The sequence below is a fragment of the Paraburkholderia bengalensis genome, from assembly GCF_037126505.1.
Lineage (GTDB): Bacteria > Pseudomonadota > Gammaproteobacteria > Burkholderiales > Burkholderiaceae > Paraburkholderia > Paraburkholderia bengalensis.
On sequence record NZ_JACFYJ010000009.1, the window covers coordinates 42,861 to 66,372 of the forward strand.

General features: G+C 66.2%; 13 protein-coding genes and 1 pseudogene. 2 read left to right on the plus strand and 12 right to left on the minus strand.

Translation table 11 applies throughout. The annotated features are described in order from the left end of the window. The first annotated feature begins 216 nt into the window (after positions 1–216). Positions 217–3,807 carry an indolepyruvate ferredoxin oxidoreductase family protein gene (locus H3V53_RS08285; RefSeq protein WP_336597550.1) on the plus strand — a complete coding sequence of 1,197 codons (3,591 nt, stop codon included), beginning with the start codon at positions 217–219 and terminating at the stop codon, positions 3,805–3,807. A 65-nt stretch (positions 3,808–3,872) separates the two neighbouring features. Here H3V53_RS08285 and H3V53_RS08290 read toward each other — a convergent pair whose 3' ends face one another. Both H3V53_RS08290 and H3V53_RS08295 read right to left on the minus strand, forming a co-directional pair. Beyond that, positions 3,873–4,577 carry a copper homeostasis protein CutC gene (locus H3V53_RS08290; RefSeq protein WP_336597551.1) on the minus strand — a complete coding sequence of 235 codons (705 nt, stop codon included), beginning with the start codon at positions 4,575–4,577 and terminating at the stop codon, positions 3,873–3,875. A 36-nt stretch (positions 4,578–4,613) separates the two neighbouring features. Beyond that, positions 4,614–5,888, minus strand: a complete 1,275-nt coding sequence (locus H3V53_RS08295; RefSeq protein WP_054917751.1) for an EAL domain-containing protein — start codon at positions 5,886–5,888, stop codon at positions 4,614–4,616. Positions 5,889–6,267: 379 nt separating this feature from the next. Between H3V53_RS08295 and H3V53_RS08300 the strand changes: the two genes are divergently transcribed. Beyond that, on the plus strand, positions 6,268–7,932 hold the full coding sequence (locus tag H3V53_RS08300) for a Na+/H+ antiporter (protein WP_336597624.1): 1,665 nt from the start codon (positions 6,268–6,270) through the stop codon (positions 7,930–7,932). 61 nt (positions 7,933–7,993) lie between these two features. Here the strand turns inward: H3V53_RS08300 and H3V53_RS08305 are convergent, their stop codons facing one another. The 10 genes and pseudogenes from H3V53_RS08305 to H3V53_RS08350 all read right to left on the minus strand — a co-directional run bounded on the left by H3V53_RS08305 (position 7,994) and on the right by H3V53_RS08350 (position 23,277). Continuing rightward, positions 7,994–9,301, minus strand: a complete 1,308-nt coding sequence (locus tag H3V53_RS08305) for a solute carrier family 23 protein (protein WP_336597552.1) — start codon at positions 9,299–9,301, stop codon at positions 7,994–7,996. Positions 9,302–9,493: 192 nt separating this feature from the next. Further along, a pseudogene (locus H3V53_RS08310) lies at positions 9,494–11,032 on the minus strand (methyl-accepting chemotaxis protein). Positions 11,033–11,372: 340 nt separating this feature from the next. Continuing rightward, complete coding sequence (locus tag H3V53_RS08315) at positions 11,373–12,002, minus strand: DUF2239 family protein (RefSeq protein ID WP_336597553.1); 630 nt, start codon at positions 12,000–12,002, stop codon at positions 11,373–11,375. A 110-nt stretch (positions 12,003–12,112) separates the two neighbouring features. Next, entirely contained in the window at positions 12,113–17,083 is a 4,971-nt protein-coding gene (locus tag H3V53_RS08320; RefSeq protein ID WP_336597554.1) for a response regulator, read from the minus strand. Between the two features lie 136 nt (positions 17,084–17,219). Continuing rightward, positions 17,220–18,887, minus strand: a complete 1,668-nt coding sequence (locus H3V53_RS08325; protein WP_336597555.1) for an ATP-binding response regulator — start codon at positions 18,885–18,887, stop codon at positions 17,220–17,222. Then, complete coding sequence (locus tag H3V53_RS08330) at positions 18,884–20,329, minus strand: ATP-binding protein (protein ID WP_336597556.1); 1,446 nt, start codon at positions 20,327–20,329, stop codon at positions 18,884–18,886. Before H3V53_RS08330 ends, H3V53_RS08325 begins: the two co-directional genes overlap by 4 nt. A 165-nt stretch (positions 20,330–20,494) precedes the next feature. Next, the gene (locus tag H3V53_RS08335) at positions 20,495–21,622 is read right to left on the minus strand and encodes an ATP-binding protein (protein WP_336597557.1); all 1,128 of its coding nucleotides are present in this window, start codon (positions 21,620–21,622) and stop codon (positions 20,495–20,497) included. Continuing rightward, positions 21,607–22,032 (minus strand): anti-sigma regulatory factor, encoded by a 426-nt coding sequence (locus H3V53_RS08340; RefSeq protein ID WP_336597558.1) that lies wholly within the window; start codon positions 22,030–22,032, stop codon positions 21,607–21,609. The genes H3V53_RS08335 and H3V53_RS08340 overlap by 16 nt, the downstream gene beginning before the upstream one ends. A gap of 19 nt (positions 22,033–22,051) precedes the next feature. After that, complete coding sequence (locus H3V53_RS08345) at positions 22,052–22,408, minus strand: STAS domain-containing protein (protein ID WP_054917767.1); 357 nt, start codon at positions 22,406–22,408, stop codon at positions 22,052–22,054. 8 nt (positions 22,409–22,416) lie between these two features. After that, complete coding sequence (locus tag H3V53_RS08350) at positions 22,417–23,277, minus strand: STAS domain-containing protein (RefSeq protein WP_336597559.1); 861 nt, start codon at positions 23,275–23,277, stop codon at positions 22,417–22,419. Between the last annotated feature and the right edge of the window lie 235 nt (positions 23,278–23,512).

A 23,512-nucleotide genomic window follows, 5' to 3' on the forward strand; every position in this document is an offset into this window, starting at 1 on the left:
CCATCCGAAACTTTGCGAAATCAGCTGTTTGCAAACGGACGGTGGATCTATCTCAATTTCAGCCGGAATGCCTGGAAACGTCTCGCGAAGCCGCGATCTGCCGCAAAAAGTAGCAAGAATTCTCTCCATTTGACGCGAAACAATGGAGTCTCTTTCGCCACGGCGGCCATTCGCATGCATGGCGCCGCTGCGGAACCCAAAAACGGAGACTCCCCCATGACCGCGCGTCAACCCATCGACGGCACGCCCGCACTCGCCGACTACCGCCTTTCGGACAACCTGACCGCTACGCGCGGCCGCATCTTTCTGACGGGCACGCAGGCGCTCGTGCGTCTCGCCTTGATGCAACGCGAGCTGGACAAGGCACGCGGTCTGAACACGGCCGGCTTCATCAGCGGGTATCGCGGCTCGCCGCTCGGCATGGTCGATCAGCAGTTGTGGAAAGCAAAAAAGCTGCTCGACGCGCACGATGTCCGCTTCCTCCCCGCGATCAACGAAGAACTCGGCGGCACGGCCGTACTCGGCACGCAACGCGTCGAAGCGGACCCCGAACGCACCGTCGATGGCGTGTACGCGATGTGGTACGGCAAGGGCCCCGGCGTGGACCGCGCGGGCGATGCGCTCAAGCACGGCAACGCGTATGGCTCGTCGCAGCATGGCGGCGTGCTGGTCGTTGCGGGCGACGATCACGGCTGCGTGTCGTCGTCGATGCCGCATCAGAGCGACTTTGCGATGATCGCGTGGCACATGCCCGTCGTGAATCCGTCGAACATCGCCGATATGCTCGAATTCGGCCTGTACGGCTGGGCGCTGTCGCGCTACTCGGGCGCGTGGGTCGGCTACAAGGCGATTTCCGAAACGGTCGAATCCGGCTCGACTGTCGATCTCGACGCGCTGCAAACCAGCTGGTCGGCGCCCGAAGGGTTCGAGCCGCCCGCAGGCGGCCTGCATAACCGCTGGCCCGACTTGCCGAGCCTCACGATCGAACAGCGTCTGCACGCGAAGCTCGACGCCGTGCGCCACTTCGCGCGCTTCAACAGCATCGACAAGTGGATCGCGCCCAGCCCGCACGCGAACGTCGGCATCATCACCTGCGGCAAGGCGCATCTCGATCTGATGGAAACGCTGCGCCGGCTCGACCTCACCGTCGCCAATCTGGACAAGGCGGGCGTGCGCATCTACAAGGTGGGCCTGTCGTTTCCGCTCGAAATGACGCGTATCGATGCGTTCGTGTCCGGCCTTTCCGAAGTGCTCGTGATCGAAGAGAAAGGGCCTGTGATCGAGCAGCAGATCAAGGACTATCTGTACAACCGCACGGCAGGCGCGCGGCCAGTGATCGTCGGCAAGCACGCGCAGGATGGCTCGATGCTGCTGTCGTCGCTGGGCGAATTGCGGCCGTCGCGCATCCTGCCCGTTTTCGCGCAGTGGCTGGCGAAGCACAAGCCCGCGCTCGACCGCCGCGAGCGCGTGGTCGATCTCGTCGCGCCGCAAATCCTCTCCAATGCCGCCGACGCCGTGAAGCGCACGCCCTACTTCTGCTCGGGCTGTCCGCACAACACGTCGACGAAAGTGCCGGAAGGCTCGATTGCGCAGGCGGGCATCGGCTGTCACTTCATGGCGTCGTGGATGGAGCGCGACACGACAGGGCTGATCCAGATGGGCGGCGAAGGCGTCGACTGGGCCGCGCATTCGATGTTCACGAAAACGCGCCACGTGTTCCAGAATCTCGGCGACGGCACGTACTTCCACTCGGGCATTCTCGCGATCCGCCAGGCGGTCGCGGCCAAGGCGACGATCACATACAAGATTCTCTATAACGACGCCGTCGCGATGACGGGCGGCCAGCCGGTGGATGGCAGCATCTCCGTGCCGCAAATCGCGCGACAGGTCGAAGCCGAAGGCGTGTCGCACTTCGTCGTGGTCAGCGATGAGCCTGAAAAATACGACGGACATCACGGCCTTTTTCCGAAGGGCACGACATTCCACCATCGCAGCGAACTCGACAAGGTGCAGCGCGAGCTGCGCGACATCGACGGCGTGACGGTGCTGATCTACGACCAGACGTGTGCGGCGGAAAAGCGCCGTCGCCGCAAGAAGGGCGAGTTTCCCGACCCGGACAAGCGCCTCTTCATCAACGAAGAAGTGTGCGAAGGCTGCGGCGATTGCGGCGTGCAATCCAATTGCCTGTCGGTCGAGCCGGTTGAAACGCCGCTTGGCCGCAAGCGTCGCATCGATCAGTCGTCGTGCAACAAGGACTATTCGTGCGTGAACGGCTTCTGCCCGAGCTTCGTGACGATCGAAGGCGGCAAGCTGAAGAAGGCAGCGGGCGCAGCGTTCGATACGGCAGCGCTCGCTGCGCGCGTCGACGCCTTGCCGCTGCCCGCGACGCAACTCGACGCCGCGCCGTACGACATCCTCGTGACAGGCGTTGGCGGCACGGGCGTCGTGACGGTCGGCGCGCTGATCAGCATGGCCGCGCATCTCGAAGGCAAGAGCGCGTCGGTGCTCGATTTCATGGGCTTTGCTCAGAAAGGCGGCTCGGTGCTGTCGTTCGTGCGTTTCGCCGCGCGCGACGAGTGGCTCAATCAGGTGCGCATCGATACGCAGCAGGCCGACGTGCTGCTCGCGTGCGACATGGTCGTGGGCGCGAGCGCGGATGCATTGCAGACAGTGCGGCATGGGCGCACGCGCATCGTCGTGAACACGCATGCGATTCCGAACGCGTCGTTTGTGCAGAACCCGGACGCAAATCTGCACGCCGATGCCCTGCTCGACAAGATGCGCCACGCCGCTGGCGAAGAGCGCATGTCGTCGTGCGATGCGCAAGCCCTCGCGACGCGTTTTCTCGGCGATACGATCGGCGCGAATATCCTGATGCTCGGCTTTGCGTGGCAGTTGGGTCTCGTGCCCGTGTCGTTCGCCGCAATGATGCGCGCGATCGAACTGAACAACGTTGCCGTGCAGATGAACCAGTTGGCGTTTTCGATCGGACGCATGGCGGCCGCCGATCCCGTCGGACTCGAAGCGCTGTGGACGCAGCGTCATGCCGCGAAGCCCGCTGCATCGCTGGAAACGCTCGATGCGTTGATCGCGGATCGCGAGGCGCGTCTGTCGGCCTACGGTGGCGTGGCGTACGTGCAGCGTTATCGCGCGCTGGTCGATGCGGCGCGTCGGGCGGAGCGCAAGCTCGAAAAGGCGCATGAGGGCCGCCTGAGCCGCGCGGTCGCCACCACTTTCTATCGTCTGCTCGCCGTGAAAGACGAATATGAAGTCGCGCGTCTGCACAGTGATCCCGCGTTCCGCGCGGCGCTCGAAGCGCAATTCGAAGGCGTGGCGGGCAAGGACTTCGGCGTGAAGTTCAATCTCGCGCCGCCGACCATTTCACGCGCCCGCCACGGCGCGAAGCCCCAGAAGAAAACCTTCGGTCAATGGATGTGGCCCGTGTTCGGCGTGATGGCGAAATGGCGCGGGCTGCGCGGCACGATGCTCGATCCGTTCGGCCGCACCGTCGAGCGGCGGATGGAGCGCGAGTTGCCCGCAGACTACGAAACGACCATGCAGCGCGCGTTCGCCATGCTGAACAACGTCACGGCCGACGACATCGTCAGGCTCGCCGATCTGCCTGCACGCGTGCGCGGCTATGGACACGTGAAGCTGGCGAACCTCGCGGCAGTGAAACGTAGCGAGCGCGAACTGGCCGCGCGTCTGCATATCGACGCGGCGACGGGCACCGCGGTCAAGCAGGCGCTGGAAGAAGCGAAGGGCGCGGGTACGTTGCGGGGCATTCCCGTCGTCGTGGCGAAATGACGTGATGGATGAAAGCGTGTGCCGTGCAAAGAGCGATCCATGCACACGGCACACGCCGACGACGCTCACACGGCGTCCAGCAGACTCCGCACGCGTCGGACCTGGTCTTCGTCGACGGGAGCCAAACCGTTGCCGCCGACGCGCACGCCCGAACCGAAGTGAACCGCGGTCACACGCGTCGCGCACACGAAGTCCGCGACACGGTCCACGGTCAATCCGGCGCCCGCCAGCACCGTGCAATGCGACAGGCTCGCGCGCGTCACCAACGCCTCGATCCGGGCCGCCGCGTCGAGCACGGAAGCCTTGCCGCCCGACGTCAGCACGTTCGTGACAGCATCGAAACCCAGCAGGACATCGAACGCTTCGTGCAGATCGCGGGTTTCGTCGAACGCGCGATGAAACGTGATGGGCATGCCGTCGGCGGCGTCGACCACACGCTTCAGGCTCTCGCGATCCACTTCGCGCGACGTCGTCAGCATGCCGATCACGACGGCATTCGCGCCCGCCCGCTTCGCCGCGCGCACGTCGCGCAGCATCACGGCAAGGTCGTCGGCATCGTAGACGAACGAGCGGCTATGCGGCCGCACGATCACGTTCACGGGAATATCGACGGCCGCCGCCACGGCTTCCATCATGCCGATGCTCGGCGTCAATCCGCCCTCGCCCATCGCGGTGACGAGTTCGAGACGGTCCGCGCCGCCGCGCGCGGCAGCGTGCGCATCGGCGGGCGTCGTCGCGATGACTTCGAGCAGCACGCGTTCTGTTTTCATGTCAGGGATCAAGTGGTGAGGAGGACCGACATGATCTCAGAAGTGCGGCTCCTCGAACCAGTCGATATCGCCGCACAGCACGCACATGCGATTGCCGATCAGCGTTGCCACGGATAGCGTCACGCACGGCACCGCCTCGTTGATCGACAGATACGGCCGCGTGACATGCACGCGCTCGGGCGCGTCGATCGCGGCGCGGAAATACGGGCGCCGCAGCCAGTTCGCGCCCTGCGCGTCGGAGAGCGGCAGAAAGCGCGTTTCGTGCGACGCGCGGTCCGCGCGCAGCACGACGTTGCGCCCCGCCTGCCGGCCCTTTTCGTCGAGCAGATAGCAGCGCGCGGCGTGATCGAGCGCGAGGAAATTCCAGCACACTTCGTCGAGCAGCTCACCCGCCGCAAGCCGCTCGGCTGCCCGCTCGAAGGCGCGAATGTACGGCGCGATCCGCGACGCCCTCCGCCGCTCGCGCTCTTCCGTCTGCTTCTGGAACCGCTCGGTCAGCTCGCCGATGCACTCAGCCGCATGCGGCGCGTCGGCCAGCCCCGGATGCGGACGCCCGAAATAAAAGCCCTGCACGAAATCGACATTGCATTCGAGCGCCATCTGCGCTTCGTGCTCCGTCTCCACGCCTTCGATCAGCACCAGCTTGCCCGCCTCGTGCAGCAGCGCCACGAGCCCCGGCAGGATCGACGCGACGTCCGCGCGGTGCGACGCGTGCGACAGCATGATGCGATCGAGCTTCACGATGTCGGGGTTCAGTTGCCAGATGCGCTCGATGTTCGAATGGCCCGCGCCGAAATCGTCGAGCGCGATCAGAAAGCCGCGCTCGCGAAACTGGCGCACGGCATCGGCGAGACGGTCGATGTCCTGCGCGCTCTGCTCGAGCACCTCGAGCACGATGCGGCGCGGCGACAGATTCAGCCGCTTCAGATTGGCGAGCAGCGCGGCCGAATGATACGAGTCGATCAGCACGCCCGGATGCACGTTGAGAAACAGCCACTCGCGCTCGGCGCCGAGCACCTTGAAGTTCTCGAGATGCAGCGACTGCGCGAGCCGGTCGACCTGCAGCACGTCGCCGACGCGCGCTGCGTGGCCGAACACGTCGATGGGCGACACGACGCGATCAAAAGCGTCGTGCGCGCGAAGCAAGCCCTCGTAGCCCACGGCACGCATGTGCGACAGGCTGAAGATCGGCTGGAAGACGCTCGTGAGCGTCAGTTCGCCATGTTGTACCGAATAGCGCTGCAGGCCCGAAGTCATGCTGAGTTCGAAGCCGTGCGGCACCGCTGTTCTTTCCTGTTGCGCAATGGTCATGCAGTCCTCTCACGCAAGCGTCACGGCGCGCGCAGCGCGTCTGGCACGCGTGCGCCGTCCTCGAAATGTGCGTTATCGACAGCTGTTAAGCAAGCTCCATGCGCACGAAGGCGCACGTATCCTCGAAATTTGCATCGAGGGCTGCACCGCGCCGAGAGCGTATGCGTCGCGCGAGGGCGTTTTCCGCACCGCAACGGTGCGCGCAGCTTTCGGGCGACTTGCAACCTCTGCGGCGCGCGTTCGTTCGATCGGGCTACACTTCGGCCTACCGGTGCGCCGCATGGCTTTCCAACGCGGCGCTTCGCGCTGCGTGACGCAGACTTGTAGTGTCGCTCTGTTCGTCGCGCGTCAGTGCTTCTTTCCCCACATCCCGCTTCAGATGGATATCGTCTTTACCGTATTGATCCTGCTGCTGGCCGTTGCTGCGTCGGGCATCGTCGTACGGCTCGCGCCGTTCAGGCTGCCCTTGCCGCTCGTGCAGATCGTGTTCGGCGCACTGCTTGCGTGGCCGCGTCTTTCGCTGCACGTCACCTTCGATCCCGAACTGTTCATGATGCTGTTCATCCCGCCGCTGCTGTTCGCGGACGGCTGGCGCATGCCGAAGCGCGAGTTCTTCATGCAGCGCCGCGCGATCCTGATGCTCGCGCTCGGCCTCGTGTTCATGACGGTCGTCGCCGTCGGCTACTTCGTTCACGCCATCGTGCCGTCGATCTCGCTGCCCGTCGCGTTCGCGCTCGCGGCCGTGTTGTCGCCGACCGACGCCGTCGCGCTGTCGGGCATCGTGGGACGCAACCGGCTGCCCGATCATCTGATGCATATCCTCGAAGGCGAGGCGCTGATGAACGACGCGTCGGGTCTCGTCGCGCTGAAGTTCGCGATTGCCGCCGCGTTGACGGGCGTGTTCTCGCTGCGCGACGCGTCGGTGAGCTTCGTCATCATCGCGCTCGGCGGACTCGCGACGGGCGCGGCTGTCGCGTGGCTCTTCAGCTATGCGTCCACGCGCATCCTCAATCTCACCGAAGAAGGCGACCCCGCGCCCGGCGTCGTGATGACGCTGCTGATTCCGTTTGCCGCCTATCTGTTCGCCGAGCACTTCGGTTTCTCGGGCATTCTCGCTGCCGTCGCGGGCGGCATGACGATGAATTCGTCGGCATTCACGCGCACGAGCCCGGCGTCGGCGCGCGTGCGCGCCAGCGTTACGTGGACGATGATCGAGTTCATCTTCAACGGCATGGTGTTCATTCTGCTCGGGCTGCAGTTTCCGCACATCATCGGCAGCGCGCTGCTCGATGCGCACGCGGAAGCGAGCGGCTCGGAGCTGCGGCTCATCTTCTACGTCGCGGCTGTATTGCTCGCGCTCTACGCATTGCGCTTCGTGTGGGTGTGGCTGTTGCGCTGGTTCTCGAGCCGCGGCGCGGCGAAGCACGGCGTCGCGAACGCGGTGCCCGGCCTGCGCACCGTGTCGCTCACGACGATCGCGGGTGTGCGCGGCGCGGTGACGCTCGCGGGCGTGCTGTCGCTGCCCGTCGCGCTGTCGAACGGACAGCCGCTGCCCGGACGCGATACCGCGATCTTCATTGCGTCAGGTGTGATACTCGCGTCGCTCGTCGTCGCTGTGATCGGCTTGCCGCTTCTGATGAACGGCGCGCGCCGCCGTGCCGATCCGCATGCCGCCGAAGAACGCGCCGCGCGCATTCAGGCCGCGCAGTCGGCGATTCGCGCAATCGACGACTATCAGCAGCGCGCGACCGCCGATCTCGACGAAGCGGATTCCGCGCGCGCCGCCGAAGTGACGGCACGCGTGATGGGCATCTACCGTCGCCGGCTCGCGACGCTCGACGACGACAAGGAGCCCGCCGCGAACGCGCGGCGCAGCGAGATGCTGGAGTTCCAGATGAAGCTCGCCGCCATGCGCGCCGAACGCGCGGCGCTGCTCGACTTGCGCGGCCAGCAGTTCATCAACGACGACACGCTGAACAAGCTGATGCGCGAGGTGGACCTGACGGAAACCGCGCTGCTGACGCGCGGCATGGGAAAGAAGTGAGGGTGATGCGGAAGGGAGCCAGCGCCATGTTGATGCGCCGGCTCCGTACTGAAACGCCGCGTCAGACAGCGGGCTCTTGCGGACCTTTACGGCGAAGCAGCGCGTAAAGAATGATCGCGCCGAACGTCGCGGTGCCGATGCCGCCGAGCGCGAAGCCGCCGAACTTCAGCGAGAAATCGCCCGCACCGAGCACGAGCGTCACGGCGGCGACGATCAGATTGCGGTTGTCCGAGAAGTTCACCTTGTTCACCACCCAGATGCGCGCGCCCGTCACCGCGATCAGCCCGAACACGACGATCGACACGCCGCCCAGCACGGGGCCGGGAATCGTCTGGATCACCGCGCCGAACTTCGGCGAGAAGCCGAGAATCAGCGCGATCACGGCGGCGATCACGAACACGAGCGTCGAGTAGATGCGCGTCACGGCCATCACGCCGATGTTCTCCGCGTACGTCGTCACGCCCGTGCCGCCCGCGAAGCCGGACACCACCGTCGCGATGCCGTCGCCGATGAATGCGCGGCCGATGTAGCCGTCGAGATTTTGTCCCGTCATCGCGCTGACGGCCTTGATGTGGCCGAGATTCTCCGCGACGAGAATCACCGCGACGGGCGCGAGCAGCGCCATGGCCTGGCCGTTGAACACGGGCGACGTGAAATGCGGCATGCCGAACCACGGCGCGTTTGCGACGATCGAGAAATCGACCGGCTTGCCCATGCCCATGCCATTGGTGACGATTGCGTAGATCACGTAGGCGATCAGCAGCCCGACGAGAATCAGCAGACGCTGCACCATGCCGCGCGCGAACACGGCCACGCCGCCGACGCACAGCACCGTGACGAGCGCCATGTACGATTCGAACGCGCTGCCGCTCACGCCCTTCACCGCGATGGGGGCGAGATTCAGGCCGATCACCGCGACGATGGAGCCCGTCACGACGGGCGGCATCAGCGTTTCGATCCACGCCGTGCCAATGGCCGACACGATGAAGCCGATCACGATGTAGGTCACGCCGCACGCGATGATGCCGCCCAACGCGACGGGAATGTTCAGGTTCGGGCCGTGTCCCGTGTAGCCCGTGATCGCGATCACGAGACCGATGAACGCGAAGCTCGAACCCAGATAACTCGGCACGCGGCCGCCGACCAGCACGAAAAACAGCAACGTGCCGATACCCGACATGAATATGCACAGGTTGGGATCGAAGCCCATCAGCAGCGGCGCGAGCACGGTCGAGCCGAACATCGCGACGACGTGCTGAATGCCCATCGCGAGCATTTGCGGAAACGGCAGGCGCTCGTCGGTATTGACGACGCGCCCTTCGACGCTCGCCGGCTGGACGCGCCAGCGCGGAAACCAGGAATCGGCCATCGCGGGGGGTTCTCCTCTATTGGCGTTTGTGTGGTGACGCCGCCGTGGCCGGACGCGTGGTCGGACCTCGAGGCGGCGCGGTCCAGGATGGGATTCTTGAACTACGCGCGAGTTTACGGAGAGCGCTTGCCCATGACAAGCCGCGCAAAATGCCCGTGCGCATCGATGCGCGGCAAGTGTTGTATCAAAGTATCAAAGCGAAAACACGGCGACGGCCGTCTTCAGATGCCTCGCCTGATCGGCCATTGCGCCCGCCGCCGCAGCCGCCTCTTCGACGAGCGCCGCGTTTTGCTGCGTGACTTCGTCCATCTGCGCGACGGCGCGGTTCACCTGTTCGATGCCCGTGCTCTGCTCGCCCGAAGCCGCCGAGATGTCAGCCATGATGTCCGTCATCCGTTGCACGGCCTGCGTGACTTCCGCCATCGTGCTCCCCGCGCGCTCGGCGAGCCGCGCGCCGCTGTCGACGCGCGAGGTCGAGTTTTCGATCAGCTCCTTGATCTCTTTGGCCGACACCGCGCTGCGTTGCGCGAGCGCGCGCACCTCGCCCGCGACGACGGCGAAGCCGCGGCCTTGCTCGCCGGCGCGCGCGGCTTCGACGGCCGCGTTCAGCGCGAGGATGTTGGTCTGGAACGCGATGCTTTCGATCACGCCGATGATGTCCGTCATCCGCTTCGAACCCGCCGCGAGTTCGCGCATCGTCTCGACCACGTCGCCGACCAGGCCGCTGCCGCGCGCCGCCACCTCCGACGCCCCGCGCGCGACGCCGCCCGCCTGCTGCGCGTTGTCGGCGTTCTGCCGCACGGTTGCCGTCAGCTGCTCCATCGTCGCCGCCGTTTCTTCCAGCGACGCCGCCTGCTCTTCCGTGCGCTGCGACAGATCGGTGTTGCCCTGCGCGATCTCGCCCGACGCGAGCAGGATCGATTCGCTCGACTCGCTGATCCTGCCGACGATCGACGCCAGTTGCCCGCGCATGTTCGCCAGCGCGTGCAGCAGACTCGCCGTGTCGCCGGGTTCCGTCTCGACGCGCACGGCCAGATCGCCCGCGGCGATGCGGTTTGCGATCTGCGCGGCGTAGTCCGGCTCGCCGCCGAGCTGGCGCGTAAGGCGCCGCGCGATCAGCCAGGCGAGCGCCGCGCCCGCCGCCACCGACGCCAGCACCAGCGCGCGCAGCACGCGCTGCTCGCGCTGCTCGCGCTGCTCGCGCTGCTCGCGCAGCTGCTCGCGCGTGATCGATCAGCCGACGATGCTGTCGCGCAACGCCTCGCTCGCGGCAATCGCGCGCCGCACGAGTTCGGCGTTGTCGACGCCGGCGGGCACGGGCTGCAGCCCGATCTGCTGATGCACGATGGCTTCCCATGCTGCCGTCTTACGCAGCACGTCGTCGTAGAGCGCTTGCCCGTCGTTGCCCGCGATGGTCGTGCGATAGCGCGCGTATCCGTCGTGCATGTTCCTCAGCGACGCGACGATGTCGTCCTTGAGCTTCTGGCGCGCGGCTTCGTCGGGCGCATAGCCGAGATTGGCGGCGTCGAGATCGGTGTCGATCTTGTAGCGGTTCGCCTCTTCCATCCAGTAGAGGCCGTCCATGTGCCGGCTCGAAATGGCTTCGGTGATGCCGTGCATCGACGCGAGCGCCGACAGGCCCGCCGCGCCCACCGCGACGCCAAAGCCGATCACGATCGCGAACGCGATCAGCAACTTCTTCCAGACAGTCATGCGGTCAAACCACTTCATCGTGTGATCCTCGACAGTTCATCAGCCGTTCAGCGACGGGTCGACTCGCAGGCATCGCAGGCCGCGGGCTGCAAGGCTTTACGGCGTGCGTGACGCGGACTTGATGAACGGATGCCGGGCATAAGGAAGCCGGCATGAGGTTTTTTGCAATGAAGTCTGCTTTGGGAGTTTTCTGATATCGGAGCGCATGCCGCGCTCTCTACACTTGATGGGCTGCGTGACCCCGATTTTGAGTAGCGCAAGCGATGTTGTAACTCTCCGACTTTCCGCTCATGCTCCCCGGCATGAGCGGTTTTTTTTTCGCCTGTCGATTTTCGCCGCGCCTCGCGGGTCAAACGCGTCACCCGTTGCGGGCAACGTCCTGGCTAAATGCAGGCGCCGCCAGCTTGCGCGTGTGATCACGGACGTCGGCGGGCCATGCGGCCGTCATTGCGTCGAAGCGGGCGGCGTCGTTCGCGTACAGCGCGCGGGTCGCTTCTTCGTAGCCCGCCAGATCGCCCGCCATCGCCGTCATGAACCGGTACGCCGATTCCTGCGCGCGGCGCATGCGGTCCTTCCCCTCGCTCGCGATGCGTGCTGCGTCGACCAGCTTGCGCAGCGCCACCGATGCGCCGCCCGGCTGTTCGTTCAGCCAGTTCCAATGTCTGGGCAGCAAGGTCACCTCGCGCGCGACGACGCCGAGCTTCGGCCGTCCGCGCCCGCGCGATGCCGAAGGCGCCTCGCCCGCGTCTTCCGTTGACGGCGCGCTGCCGGCTGCGCGGTCCGCGAGCCTTGCGAGCACGTCGCGCTCCGAGCCGCGCAAATCGAGGTCGATGGGGCGGCTGGTTTCGTCGTCGAAGATCAGCACGGACGCGCCGGCATCGCGCTCGATCGCGGCTCTGGCGGCCAGCGCGACGCCTTTGAGTTCACCTGACGCCAGGCGCCGGACGCCTTCGAAAGCGGTGCAGGTTGCCATGTGATTCGTGGTCATGATGTCTCGCATCATCAATGTCGATGCGCGCATTTTATCCGGGTATAAATAGAAAAAGCAATATTGCCCGGATAAAATTAATCGAACCACGCGGTCGACGAACGACCCACCTACTGCGTGCGCCGCCGCTCCCCGGCGCACGCTTGCAGCGCGTCGATCAGGTCGAGGGGATCGTAGGGCTTGCGCAACTGCGCGGCGTCGCGCAGTTGCGCGCGCTGCTGCGGCGACATCGCGGCCTCGGCGCCCGTCACGAAGATCACACACATGGCGGGCTGGCGCGCCGTCGCCTCGATGGCCAGATCGACGCCCGAAGCGTCCGTCAGTCCGACGTCAGTGAGCAGCACGTCGAAGGGCAGGCTGTCCGTCATCTGCAACGCCTGCGCCGCCGTGGCCGCTTCGACGACGTCGAGCCCGAACGTGCGCAGCAGTTCCGCCGTGCTCACGCGCACCAGCTCGTCATCCTCGACGAACAGGATGCGCAGGTGACGGATCGCCTCGAAGGTCTCGTTGCTGTGCCGGTCGACGAACTTCACCGTCTGCGAGTCTTCTGCGTGCAACGTCACCCCGTCGTCGGGCCGCGCGTACTGCAGGCGCAGCGCGTGCTGGATCTTGCGCGCGAGCGCTTCCTGCGAATACGGCTTGCTCAGCAGCTCGACGCCTTCGTCGAGCCGCCCCGCATGCACGATCGCGTTGTCCGTATAGCCCGACGTGAACAGGACCGCGATGCCCGGCTGCCGCTCGCGCGCCTTGCGCGCGAGTTCGGTGCTGCGCAGCGGGCCGGGCATCACGACATCCGTGAACAGCAGATGGATGGGCACGCCGCTCTCGACGATCGCGAGCGCGCTTTGCGCGTCCTTCGCCTTCAGCACGCGATAGCCGAGCGACGCCAGCATCTCGACCACCGTCGTGCGCACATCTTCGTCGTCCTCCACGACGAGGATCGTTTCGCTGCCGCCCTTCGCGGGACCGGCGTCGATATCCGTTTCGAGATCTTCTTCGTCGCGAACGCGCGGCAGATACAGGCGGATGGTCGTGCCGTGGCCAGGCTCGCTGTAGATCTTCACGTGGCCGCCCGACTGCTTGACGAAGCCGTACACCATGCTCAGGCCAAGCCCCGTGCCCTGGCCTTCGGGCTTCGTCGTGAAGAACGGCTCGAACACATGCTCCTGCACATCGGCCGACATGCCCGAGCCCGTATCGGTGACAGCGACCATCACGTACTGGCCGGGCGTCACGTCCGCGTGACGTTTTGCGTAGGAATCGTCGAGCGATGCATTGCCTGCTTCGATAGTGAGCTTGCCGTGGCCGTCCATCGCGTCGCGCGCGTTGATGGCCAGATTGAGCAGCGCGTTTTCCACCTGGAACGGATCGACCAGCGTATTCCACAGTCCGCCCGACACGACCGTCTCGATCTCGATCCCGTCACCGAGCGCGCGGCGCAGCATGTCGTCGAGGCCGCGCACGAAGCGCCCGAGGTTCACCACCTTCGGCGCGAGCGGCTGCCGGCGTCCGAACGCGAGCAGCTGCGAGGCGAGCTTCGCGCCGCGCGCCACGCCCGCGAGCGCGTTGCGCACGCGCCGCGCGGGCCGCTCTTCGCCGACGACGTCGTCGGCGAGCAGCTGCAGATTGCCGCCGATCACCTGCAGCAGATTGTTGAAGTCGTGCGCGACGCCGCCCGTCAGCTTGCCGATCGCTTCCATCTTCTGCGCGACGCGTAGCGCCTCTTCGGCGTGACGCAGCGCTTCCTGCGTTTCGCGGTCGTTCGTCACGTCGCGCCCGACACCGTGAATGCGCGCGGTATCGGGATCGAGCGAAAGCGTCCACGCAATCCAGCGCCACGAGCCGTCGATGTGCCTGAGACGGTTTTCGTGCCGCACGGGCACGCGCGTGCGGCGCAGGTCGTCGAGTTGCGCTTCGACCATCGCGCGGTCGTCGGCATGGATCAGCGAGTAGTACGACTGCAGCGTGAGCCAGCGCGTGTCGTGACCGAGCACGCGCGTCCATGACGGGCTCACGCGCTGCAATTGGCCATTGAAGCTCGCCACCACCAGCAGGTCTTCGCTGAATTCCCACAGACGGTCACGATCCGCGACGGCTTCGACCACACGCGCCTCGAGCGTTTCGTTCAGTTCGCGCAGCGCCTCTTCCGCCTTCGTGCGCTCAGCGATTTCGCGCTGCGCGGCCTGATAGAGACGCGCGTTGTCGATAGCCGTCGCGGCCTGCGCGGCAATGCCTTCGACGAGACGCTCGGCGCGCGCGGTGAACACGCCCGGCACGGGATGACCGAAGAACAGCCCGCCGAGCACTTCGCCCGTGCGCGACACGACGGGCGCGGCGAGATAGCTGCGCACCTGCAGATGCCCGTCGGGCATGCCGTGATGCGGCGGATTGCGGCCATAGCGCGGATCGTTCGTGATGTCGTCGGAGCGCATGATGCCTTCGCCCGAAAATGTCGGCGCGAACACGGCCGTGTTGCGCGGCATCGGGAACTTCGAGAAGCTGTCCTTCGGCACGCCCGATAGCGCGTACAGCATGTAGCTGCCGCCCTGATCGTCCTGCACGTTGTAGAAGAACGCGCCGAACGCGGCGCCCGTGAGTTCGGTCGCGGCATCGACGACTACCTGCACCGCGCGGTTCAGATCGAGCTCCGCCGCCACCGCCGTGCCGACGCGGTTGAGAATTTCGAGCGTGCGCGATTCGTCGCGCAGCCGGTTGCCCGTCTCGCGCCGCAAACGCGCGAGCTGCAGATTGCCCGCCACGCGCGCGAGCAGCTCGCGCGCCGCGAACGGCTTGATCAGATAGTCGTCGGCACCCGATTCGAGACCGCCCACCTTCGCTTCTTCGCCCGCGCGCGCGGACAGCAGCAGCACGGGCGTCTCGCGCAAGTCTTCGTCGGCGCGCAGTTCGCGCAGCAGGCCGAAGCCGTCGAGCTTCGGCATCATCACATCGGACACGATCAGCTCAGGTGCCAGCTTGCGTGCGGCGGCGAGCGCATCTTCGCCGTCGGCGGCAACGTGCACCTCGTGGCCGGCCGCCGTCAGGATGCGCCGCATGTAGTCGCGCAGATCGGCGTTATCGTCGACGACCAGCAGCCTGCCCGCCGCGACGCCTTCCTGTGCGCCATCCGTCGCGGTGCCTGGCGCGGGAAGCGTGCTCGCGTCGTCGGCGTCGGCGGGATTTTGCGCGTCGGGCAGCCAGCGCATCGCCGCGTCGATATAGCTTTGCGCGTTCGCGCTCGTGATGGCGCGCGGGGCGTCGCCGGGTGCGCCGCGCGCTGCGTCGACAGGCGCTGCATCGACAGGCGCGCCGGGGGCGACAGGGGCGGCGGGCGGCAGCACGACCCTGAAGCGCGAGCCTTTGCCCAGTTCGCTTTCGACGTGAATCGTGCCGCCGTGCAGACGCACGAGTTCGCTGACGAGCGCGAGCCCGATGCCGCTGCCCTCGACCGAGCGGCCCATCGCGCCTTCGACGCGATGAAAGCGCTCGAACAGCCGCGGGACCTCGTGGGCCGGAATGCCGATGCCCGAATCGGCGACGCACAGCTCGATGCCGCCGCCATCCGTCGTTTTCATGCTGACAGAAATGGTGCCCGCGAGCGTGAACTTGAACGCGTTCGACAGCAGGTTCAGCACGATCTTTTCCCACATCTCGCGGTCGATGGGCACGAGTTGCGGCAGCGGCTCGCAATCGACTTCGAGTGTCATGTCCGCCGACTCGATCGCCGAGCGGAACAGCGACGCGAGATCCGCCGTGAACGCGGCGAGATCGGTCGGCTGCGGATGGATTTCGATGCGGCCCGCCTCGATGCGCGAAAAGTCGAGCAGCGCGTTCACGAGCTTCAGCAGCCGCAGGCCGTTGCGATGCGTGACCTCGACCAGCAGCCGGTCCTCGGCACTGGTGTCGGGCTTCGCCAGCATTTCTTCGAGCGGCCCCAGCATCAGCGTGAGCGGCGTGCGGAACTCGTGGCTGATGTTCGAGAAGAACGTCGTCTTCGCGCGATCGATTTCGGCCAGCGCTTCGGCGCGCCGCCGCTCTTCTTCGTATGCGGCGGCATAGCCGAGCGCCGCGCCGATCTGACGCGCGGTCAGCGTGAGAAACGAGCGGTAGCTGTCGTCGACGAGCCGGTACGGATTCAGACCCACCACCAGCACGCCGCTGCGTCCTGCTTCGCCCGACGGCTGCACGGGCAGCACGGCCGCCTGCGCGGTCGGCCGCTGCCATGCGCCCGACGGCAGCGGCGTGTCGAAGCGCTCCGTCAGATCGGTCACGACGGCAAGCTGCTGGCTGCGCAATACATCCGCGAACGGCCACGGGGAATCTTGCGCGGCGTCGATGGTATGCGGCGCGGCGGGATGACGGGCCGCGATGCCGCAATGCGCCGCCAGCGTCGCAACCGTGCCGCCCGGCTCGACCTCGTAGAAAAGCGCGAACGTGATGTCGTGCGGGTCGCTCTCGAGCGCGCGCATGCTGTCTTCGCAGACGTCGCGCCACGTCAGCGCGTCGCGCGTCGCGGCGCCGATTTCGCGCAGCAGCCGCAACTGCCGTTCGCCGAGCATGCGCGCGGTATCTTCGCTGTTCGCGCAGATGATGCCGCCCGTGCCGCCGTGGTCGTCGGGTACGGGGCTGTACGAAAACGTGTAGTAGGTTTCTTCCGGGTAGCCGTTGCGCTCCATGATCAGGAGCTTCTGCTCGGTGAAGGTGCCTTCGATACCCGTCAGCGCCGTCTGCAGCAGCGGCTGGATCTCGCTCCAGATTTCGCGCCACACGATCGACGTCGGCTGCCCGAGCGCGGCGGGATGCTTGCCGCCGATGATCGACTGGTACGGATCGTTGTAGAAGAAGATCAGGTCCGGCCCCCAGCCGATCCAGATCGGCTGGCGCGACGTGAGCATGATGCGGATCGCCGTCTTCAGGCTCTGCGGCCAGTCCTGCGGCGCGCCGAGCGCCGTCGCGCGCCAGTCGTACGAGCGTATCAGCGCGCCCATCTCGCCGCCGCCAGCAAGGAAACTGGCCGCCATGCCGCCTGCGAGCGCCGCGTCCGCCTCAGGGGCCGCGCCCGTCATCGTGTTGTCCGGTTTCATCGACGCAACCTCAAATGTCCCGCCGTACTGACCGCGCGTTTGCTCCCTGTCGTTACCGGTTCGCGCTGTTCTCCGGTGGCGCCTGCCGTCTGTTCAACATGCCGATTCCACGCGCCGCTGGCAACTCGCCCTCCGCTCATTCCGTCACGTCCGACCGCACCGGCGCGCCGGGATTGCGCGGCACGCCGCCCGCGCCGTCCGCCGCGATCACGCGCTCGATGTCGTCGAGGGAAGCCGGTTTCACCAGATGATGGTCGAAGCCCGCGTCGCGGGTGCGCTGCCGGTCGCTTTCCTGTCCGTAACCCGTCAGCGCGATCAGCAATGCGCCCGACGTCGCCGGCTCGGCGCGCAACGCGCGTGCGACCTGATAACCGTCGATGCCCGGCAAGCCGATGTCGAGCAGCACCACGTCCGGCCTGAACTCGCTCGCCGTCGCAATCGCCGCCGCGCCGTCGTACATCACGCGCACGTCGTGGCCGAGCATTTCAAGCAGAATCGACATCGACTCCGCGCCGTCGACGCTGTCGTCGACCACCATCACGCGACGCCTCGCGCCCGAACCTCCCGCAGGCGAGGCGCGGTGCGCGTCGTCGGCGAGTGGCGCGTCGGGCGACCGCGCTGCTTCATCGCGCGCGACGGCGCCGGCTGCGTCCGTGCCGGGTTGCGCTGCGCCCGCCGCCGCCGGGCTTTTCTGCGCGGGGCTTTCCCGCACCGCCATCGGCAGCGTCACGACGAATTCGGAGCCCATGCCGAGCCCGGCCGAAAACGCCTCGATCGTGCCGCCGTGCAATTCGCTCAGCGTCTTCGCAAGCGACAGTCCGATGCCGAGCCCGCCTTCGGAGCGCGCGAGGGAATCTTCAGACTGCATGAACAGATTGAACACGTCGGCGAGTTCGTTGGGCGGGATGCCGATGCCGTTGTCGCGCACGCGGACCGTCACGCGGCCATCGCCTTCGCCGACATCGAGTTCGATCACGCCGCCCTCCGGCGTGTATTTCGATGCATTCGACAGAAGATTGCTGATCACCTGCGCGACGCGAATGGCGTCGCCGCGAATTGCGCTGGGCTCGCGGGGCACGTTCACGCGCAGCGTGTGCTGCTTCTTGGTGATGGACGGCTGGTTCGCCTCGACGGCCGTCGCGACGGCGGCCGCGACATCGACGCATTCGATCTGCAACGCGATCTTGCCGTGCGTGATGCGCGATACGTCGAGCAGATCGTCGACCAGCCGGCTCAAATGCTCGACCTGGCGGCGCGCGATCATGCGCGCGTCGCGCACGGCTTCCTCGTTCGCGTGGTAGCGCGGGTCCATCAGCTCGACGGCGTTGCGGATCGGCGCAAGGGGATTGCGCAACTCGTGCGCGAGCGTCGCGAGAAACTGGTCCTTGCGGCGGTCGGCGTCGCGCAACGCTTCTTCCGCGCGATGCAGCCGCAGCAGCGCGCGCACATTCGCGACGAGTTCCGACGGCTCGATAGGCTCGGTCAGATAGCTGTCCGCGCCGCCGTCGAGCGCGCGAACCTTGTCGAACGATTGCACCGCGGCCGCCGAGGTCTGCAGGATCATCGTCGGACGCGTCAGCGGATCACGCTTGAGCATCGAGCAAACCTCGATGCCGCTGATGTCGGGCAGCTTCACATCGAGCAGCACCAGCGCGGGCTTGTGCGCGCGCACCTGATCGAGCGCGCCCTGCCCCGTCGCCGCCTCGATCACCTCGAAACCGGCATGCACAAGCACGCGCGTTTTCGCGTAGCGCGCGCCGTCGTTGTCGTCGACATTCAGTATCAGCGGCGCGGCAACCGTCATGAGACGCCTCCGTGCGCGATGGACGGACCGTTCGTTTCGCCCGCGCTGGACGGCACGAACGCTTCGGCCTGGAGCGGCAGCGTCGCGTAGAACCTCGAGCCGACGCCCGGCTTGCTGTCCACGCCCGTATAGCCTCCGAGCAGCGCAGCGAGCTTGCGGCACAGCGGCAAGCCGAGCCCCGTCCCCTTGACCCGCTGCTGCAGATGGTTCTGCACCTGGCCGAACTCCTCGAAGATCACTTGCTGGTGCTCCTCCGCGATGCCGATGCCCGTATCGGCCACGAAGAACGTCACGTGCTCGCCGTCCGGCTCCATGCGCGCGCCGACGCGAATCTCCCCGCGCTCGGTAAATTTGAGCGCGTTGGAGACAAAATTACGCAGTATCTGCGTGAGCTTGGCTTCGTCGGTGAAGATGGGTGGCAAACCTTGTGCGTCCTCGAAAATCAGCTTCACCGCCGGGTCGGTCAAAAGCGGCGCCAACATCGCGCGCAGCGCCGCGAACAGCCCCGTGGCCTTGAACCAGACCGGGCTCACCTCGGTACGCCCCGCCTCGATCTTGGCCAGATCGAGCAGGTCGTTGACGATTTCGGATAGATCTTCGGCCGATTTGCGAATCAGTAGCACCTGGCGTTCCTGCTCGCTCGAAAGATCGCCGTCGAGGCGATTCAGCAGCAGATTCGCGAGCGCGCGGATGGAGCTGAGCGGTGTGCGCAACTCATGGCTCATGTTCGACAGGAAGCGCGACTTCATCGTGTCCGCGCGGCGCAGTTCGTCGGCGCGTTCGTCGAGTTCAGCATACAGCGCGACCACGCCGCGATTGGTCGCCTCGAGTTCGTGCGTGAGGCGCGTGAGTTCGTCCTGACGGTCGCGCAGTTCCGTCAGCGTCGTCAGCAGTTCGCGATTCTGCTCGTGCAGTTCGGAGAACGAGCCTTGCGCGGCGGCGCCCGCGGGCTTCGCGTCGGTGCCCGGCGCGTGTTGCTGGCCGAGGCTGCGCATGATCACGTCGATACCCGTGAGCGGCATCTCCGGCCGGTCGTTTGGCAGATAGCGCGTCATCGACACGGACGTGCCGCGCTCCGCCGACGACACGATATCGCAGCGGTCCATCAGCCGCCGGCTGCCGGAAATGCCGCAGCCCATGCCCGTGGCAGAGCGGTACGTGCCGTCGAGCACCGATTCGAGGTCGCGGATGCCCGGCCCGTTATCGCGTATGTCGATCAGCAGCGCCTGCGGTCTCGACTCGCCGTCGAATGCGAATGTCACTTCGCCGCCGTGCGCGTATTCGAACGCATTGCGTGCGATCTCCGAGACTGCGCTCGCGATGCGCGTCTGGTCGAGGGACGAAAAGCCGAGTCCCGCCGCAATCGAGCGGGCCTTGCGGCGCGCCGCCACGACGTCTTGCTCGGCCTCGAGCCGGATGCGCAATATAGGGGTCGTCGTCATGCCTAAATGTACTCTCGTCCCATGCAATAGCTGTCGATCGGAGCAGGCGCTTTAGTGTTTACGCTGATCCCCTGCGACGGCATCGCCGAAGTCACGCGGAGGCGCCCATGTCCAGCCTGCTAGCGTCGTATTCCGCCCGTTTTTGTCGGCCGTTCTGCCGCCCGTTCACCGCCCGGACTTGACGACGACTACCGTCGCGTCGTCGCGGCGGCGCGCGAAGTCGCGATACAGCACAGCCGCGATCACCACCGAGGGCTGCAGATGCAAGCCCGGATACGCAGCCAGATTCCAGCGCGTGCCGATGCCGTCGGAGTGCAGGATCAGCATCGCGTCGCGCGCCCACGTCACTTCGAATTCCTGCGAATCGCGCATCGCGTGACCGACGATGCCGTTGCGCGAGACCAGCTGCCAGCTGCTGCGCCCGCTGTCGGCCGCGCTGCTTGCGCTCGCGGCGGCCGCCGTGCCGCCCGTGACGAGCGCCGGCTTGCCGACGTTGAACACCGACGCCGCGATATTTCCCGTGCCCGCGAACATCAGTTGCGAGCGCGTCAGATCGAGCCGGGCAATCGCCACGGCGGCGCCGCGCGTCGGCCGCAGCGCAGCGTGCGCGAGCTCCATCAGCACGGCGGGCGAACGGCCCGCGCGCCGCCGCACGACATCGACGGCACTGGCGGCGGCGACATGCGCGTCGGGGCCGTGGCCGAGGCCGTCGGCGACCGTCACCGTCAGCCCGTTCTGATCCGCTTCGATGCCCCACGCGTCGCCGCTCACGGATTCGCCCGGATACGGCACGCATATGCCGCCGATGTCCGTGGCCGCCGCCTGTCCCGCCCGCGCGGGCGCGCGCTCGTTACCGCCGCGGCCGCGTACGACGGCGCGCACCACGGTGCCCAGACGCGGCTGCGAATACACCGACAGCTCGTCCGAGAGGCGCTGCATCGCGCCGAGCCCCGTGCCCGGCGAGCCCGCCGTCGAACGTCCGTCGAGAAACGCGAGCCGCACGTCCTGCATGCCGGGGCCTTTGTCGATCGCGATGATCTCGACGCCGTCGGCGAGCATGCCGCCCGCGTCGGCGGGCAGCGTGCGCACCAGCAGTTCGCCGTGCTGCGCGTGCTTGAGGATGTTGGTCGCCGCCTCCGTCACGATCAGCGCGACGCGGCCGAGATCCGTTTCGTTCAATGCGCCTTTTTGCGCGGCGTCGCCCGCGCCGCGCCGCGCAAACGCGACGCTGCTTGCGTCGGCGATTTCGAATGACGCATGCATGCCGCGCAAACCGCTCAGCGAAGTTTCCATTTGGTGATCGACACCGTCGTGCCTTTTCCTGGTTCCGACTGGATTTCAAATTCGTCGCACAAACGCCGCGCGCCGCCGAGCCCGAGTCCCAACCCCGAGCCGCTCGTGTAGCCGTCCTGCAACGCGCGTTCGATATCAGCAATGCCCGCGCCGTGGTCGACGAACGTCAGCCTGAGCCCCTTGCGCGTGCCGTTGAGAAGCACGCTCAGCGACGCGTCGCCGCCTCCGCCGTACAAAAGCGTGTTGCGTGCCAGTTCGCTCGCGGCCGTGACGAACTTCGTCTGGTCGACGAGCGAGAAGCCTTGCGCGATTGCTGCGTCGCGCACGATCTGGCGAAGCCTGACGATCTCCTGATCCGAGCGCAGACCGACTTCGACAGTCGATGTCACCACCACGCCGAATGAGTTCATGTGTGAGCGCCCCGGTTCGTCAGCGCTGTCGCTGCTTGAGCAGCGCCATGCCTCGTTCGACGTTGAGCGCCGTGCGCACGCCCGTCAGCGTCAGTCCGAGCTCGACCAGCGTGATCGCCACGGACGGCTGCATGCCGACCACGACCGTCTGCGCGTCGAGCACCGTCGCCATCGCGGCCGTGTTGCTGATCATGCGGCCGATGAACGAATCGACGATATCGAGCGCGGAAATGTCGATCAGCACGCCCTTCGCCTTGTCTTTCACGATGCGCTCGGTCAGATCGTCCTGAAGCGCGATGGCGAGACGGTCGTGCATATCGACCTGGATCGCGACGATCAGGCAGTCGCCCAAGCGCAGGATTGGAATGCGGTCCATTCGGCACCTCAGGCGGCGGGCGCCGCAATGCTCGACCCGCTCTTTTGCAGCGCGACGACGAACGCATCGGCCAACGTCGACTTCGTGATCACGTTGGTGAGGTCGACGCCGAGATGCACGATGGTCTGCGCAATCTGCGGACGAATGCCGCTGATGATGCAGTCCGCGCCCATCAGACGCGCGGCCGCGACCGTTTTCAGCAGATGTTGTGCGACGAGCGTGTCGACGGTGGGAACGCCCGTGATGTCGATGATCGAGATCGCCGCGCCCGTCTCGACGATCTTCTCCAGCAGGCTTTCCATCACGACCTGCGTGCGCGCCGAATCGAGCGTGCCGATCAGCGGCAGCGCGAGAATGCCTTCCCACAACTGCACGACGGGCGTCGACAGTTCCAGCAGTTCTTCCTGCTGGCGCGCGATGATCGCCTCGCGGCTGCGCTGGAACACTTCCGTCGTATAGAGGCCGAGCGCGTCGAGCAGCAGATTCACCGTCCAGCTCACGTCGGCAAGCTCTTGCGGCTGTGTGCTGAATTCGTCGCGCAGCCGTGCATAGAGCGGCTGTTTCAGCGAGAACACGAAGGTTGCCGTTTCAACGGGCGTGAAACCCTGGCGCGCGCGGTGCGCGGATATGTCGGAGAGAAACGCGCGCACGGGCTCCCATTCGGGACGGCTCGCGTCGAGCGTGTCCGACTTCGCGAGCGTGTCGGAGAAGATGTTCAGGAAGTTGCGGAACTGGTCGCTCATTTCCGCTTCCGTGGTCAACCCGCGACGCAACGCGATCGATAGATGCTGATTCAACCAGTCCGTGAGCAGGGTGTCGCGATGACGCGTCAGCACCTCCACGAGGGCCGAGCTTTTCGATGCGTTCATAAGGTCTCCGAGAACAGTCCAGGTAAATTTTGCTGAATTGTTTGCGTGCAAACTGTTCGTGCGCACTTGATGCGCGAAAGCATTACCGGAAAGCGTGCCGATAATGACAATTACGAACAACTTGCCGCACGATCGACAAAATACTACAGGGGCGAGGCGCGATTGCGCAGAAAAAGGTCGGCGCAAATGTGCGTTGCGCGACAGGCGAGCGACGCTTGCAGCGTGACGTCTGCAT

Coding starts and splice junctions, on each gene's coding strand:
- H3V53_RS08285 (WP_336597550.1), top strand. CDS start 217: ATGACCGCGCGTCAACCCATCGACGGCACGCCCGCACTCGCCGACTAC.
- H3V53_RS08290 (WP_336597551.1), bottom strand. CDS start 4,577: ATGAAAACAGAACGCGTGCTGCTCGAAGTCATCGCGACGACGCCCGCC.
- H3V53_RS08295 (WP_054917751.1), bottom strand. CDS start 5,888: ATGACCATTGCGCAACAGGAAAGAACAGCGGTGCCGCACGGCTTCGAA.
- H3V53_RS08300 (WP_336597624.1), top strand. CDS start 6,268: ATGGATATCGTCTTTACCGTATTGATCCTGCTGCTGGCCGTTGCTGCG.
- H3V53_RS08305 (WP_336597552.1), bottom strand. CDS start 9,301: ATGGCCGATTCCTGGTTTCCGCGCTGGCGCGTCCAGCCGGCGAGCGTC.
- H3V53_RS08315 (WP_336597553.1), bottom strand. CDS start 12,002: ATGACCACGAATCACATGGCAACCTGCACCGCTTTCGAAGGCGTCCGG.
- H3V53_RS08320 (WP_336597554.1), bottom strand. CDS start 17,083: ATGAAACCGGACAACACGATGACGGGCGCGGCCCCTGAGGCGGACGCG.
- H3V53_RS08325 (WP_336597555.1), bottom strand. CDS start 18,887: ATGACGGTTGCCGCGCCGCTGATACTGAATGTCGACGACAACGACGGC.
- H3V53_RS08330 (WP_336597556.1), bottom strand. CDS start 20,329: ATGACGACGACCCCTATATTGCGCATCCGGCTCGAGGCCGAGCAAGAC.
- H3V53_RS08335 (WP_336597557.1), bottom strand. CDS start 21,622: ATGGAAACTTCGCTGAGCGGTTTGCGCGGCATGCATGCGTCATTCGAA.
- H3V53_RS08340 (WP_336597558.1), bottom strand. CDS start 22,032: ATGAACTCATTCGGCGTGGTGGTGACATCGACTGTCGAAGTCGGTCTG.
- H3V53_RS08345 (WP_054917767.1), bottom strand. CDS start 22,408: ATGGACCGCATTCCAATCCTGCGCTTGGGCGACTGCCTGATCGTCGCG.
- H3V53_RS08350 (WP_336597559.1), bottom strand. CDS start 23,277: ATGAACGCATCGAAAAGCTCGGCCCTCGTGGAGGTGCTGACGCGTCAT.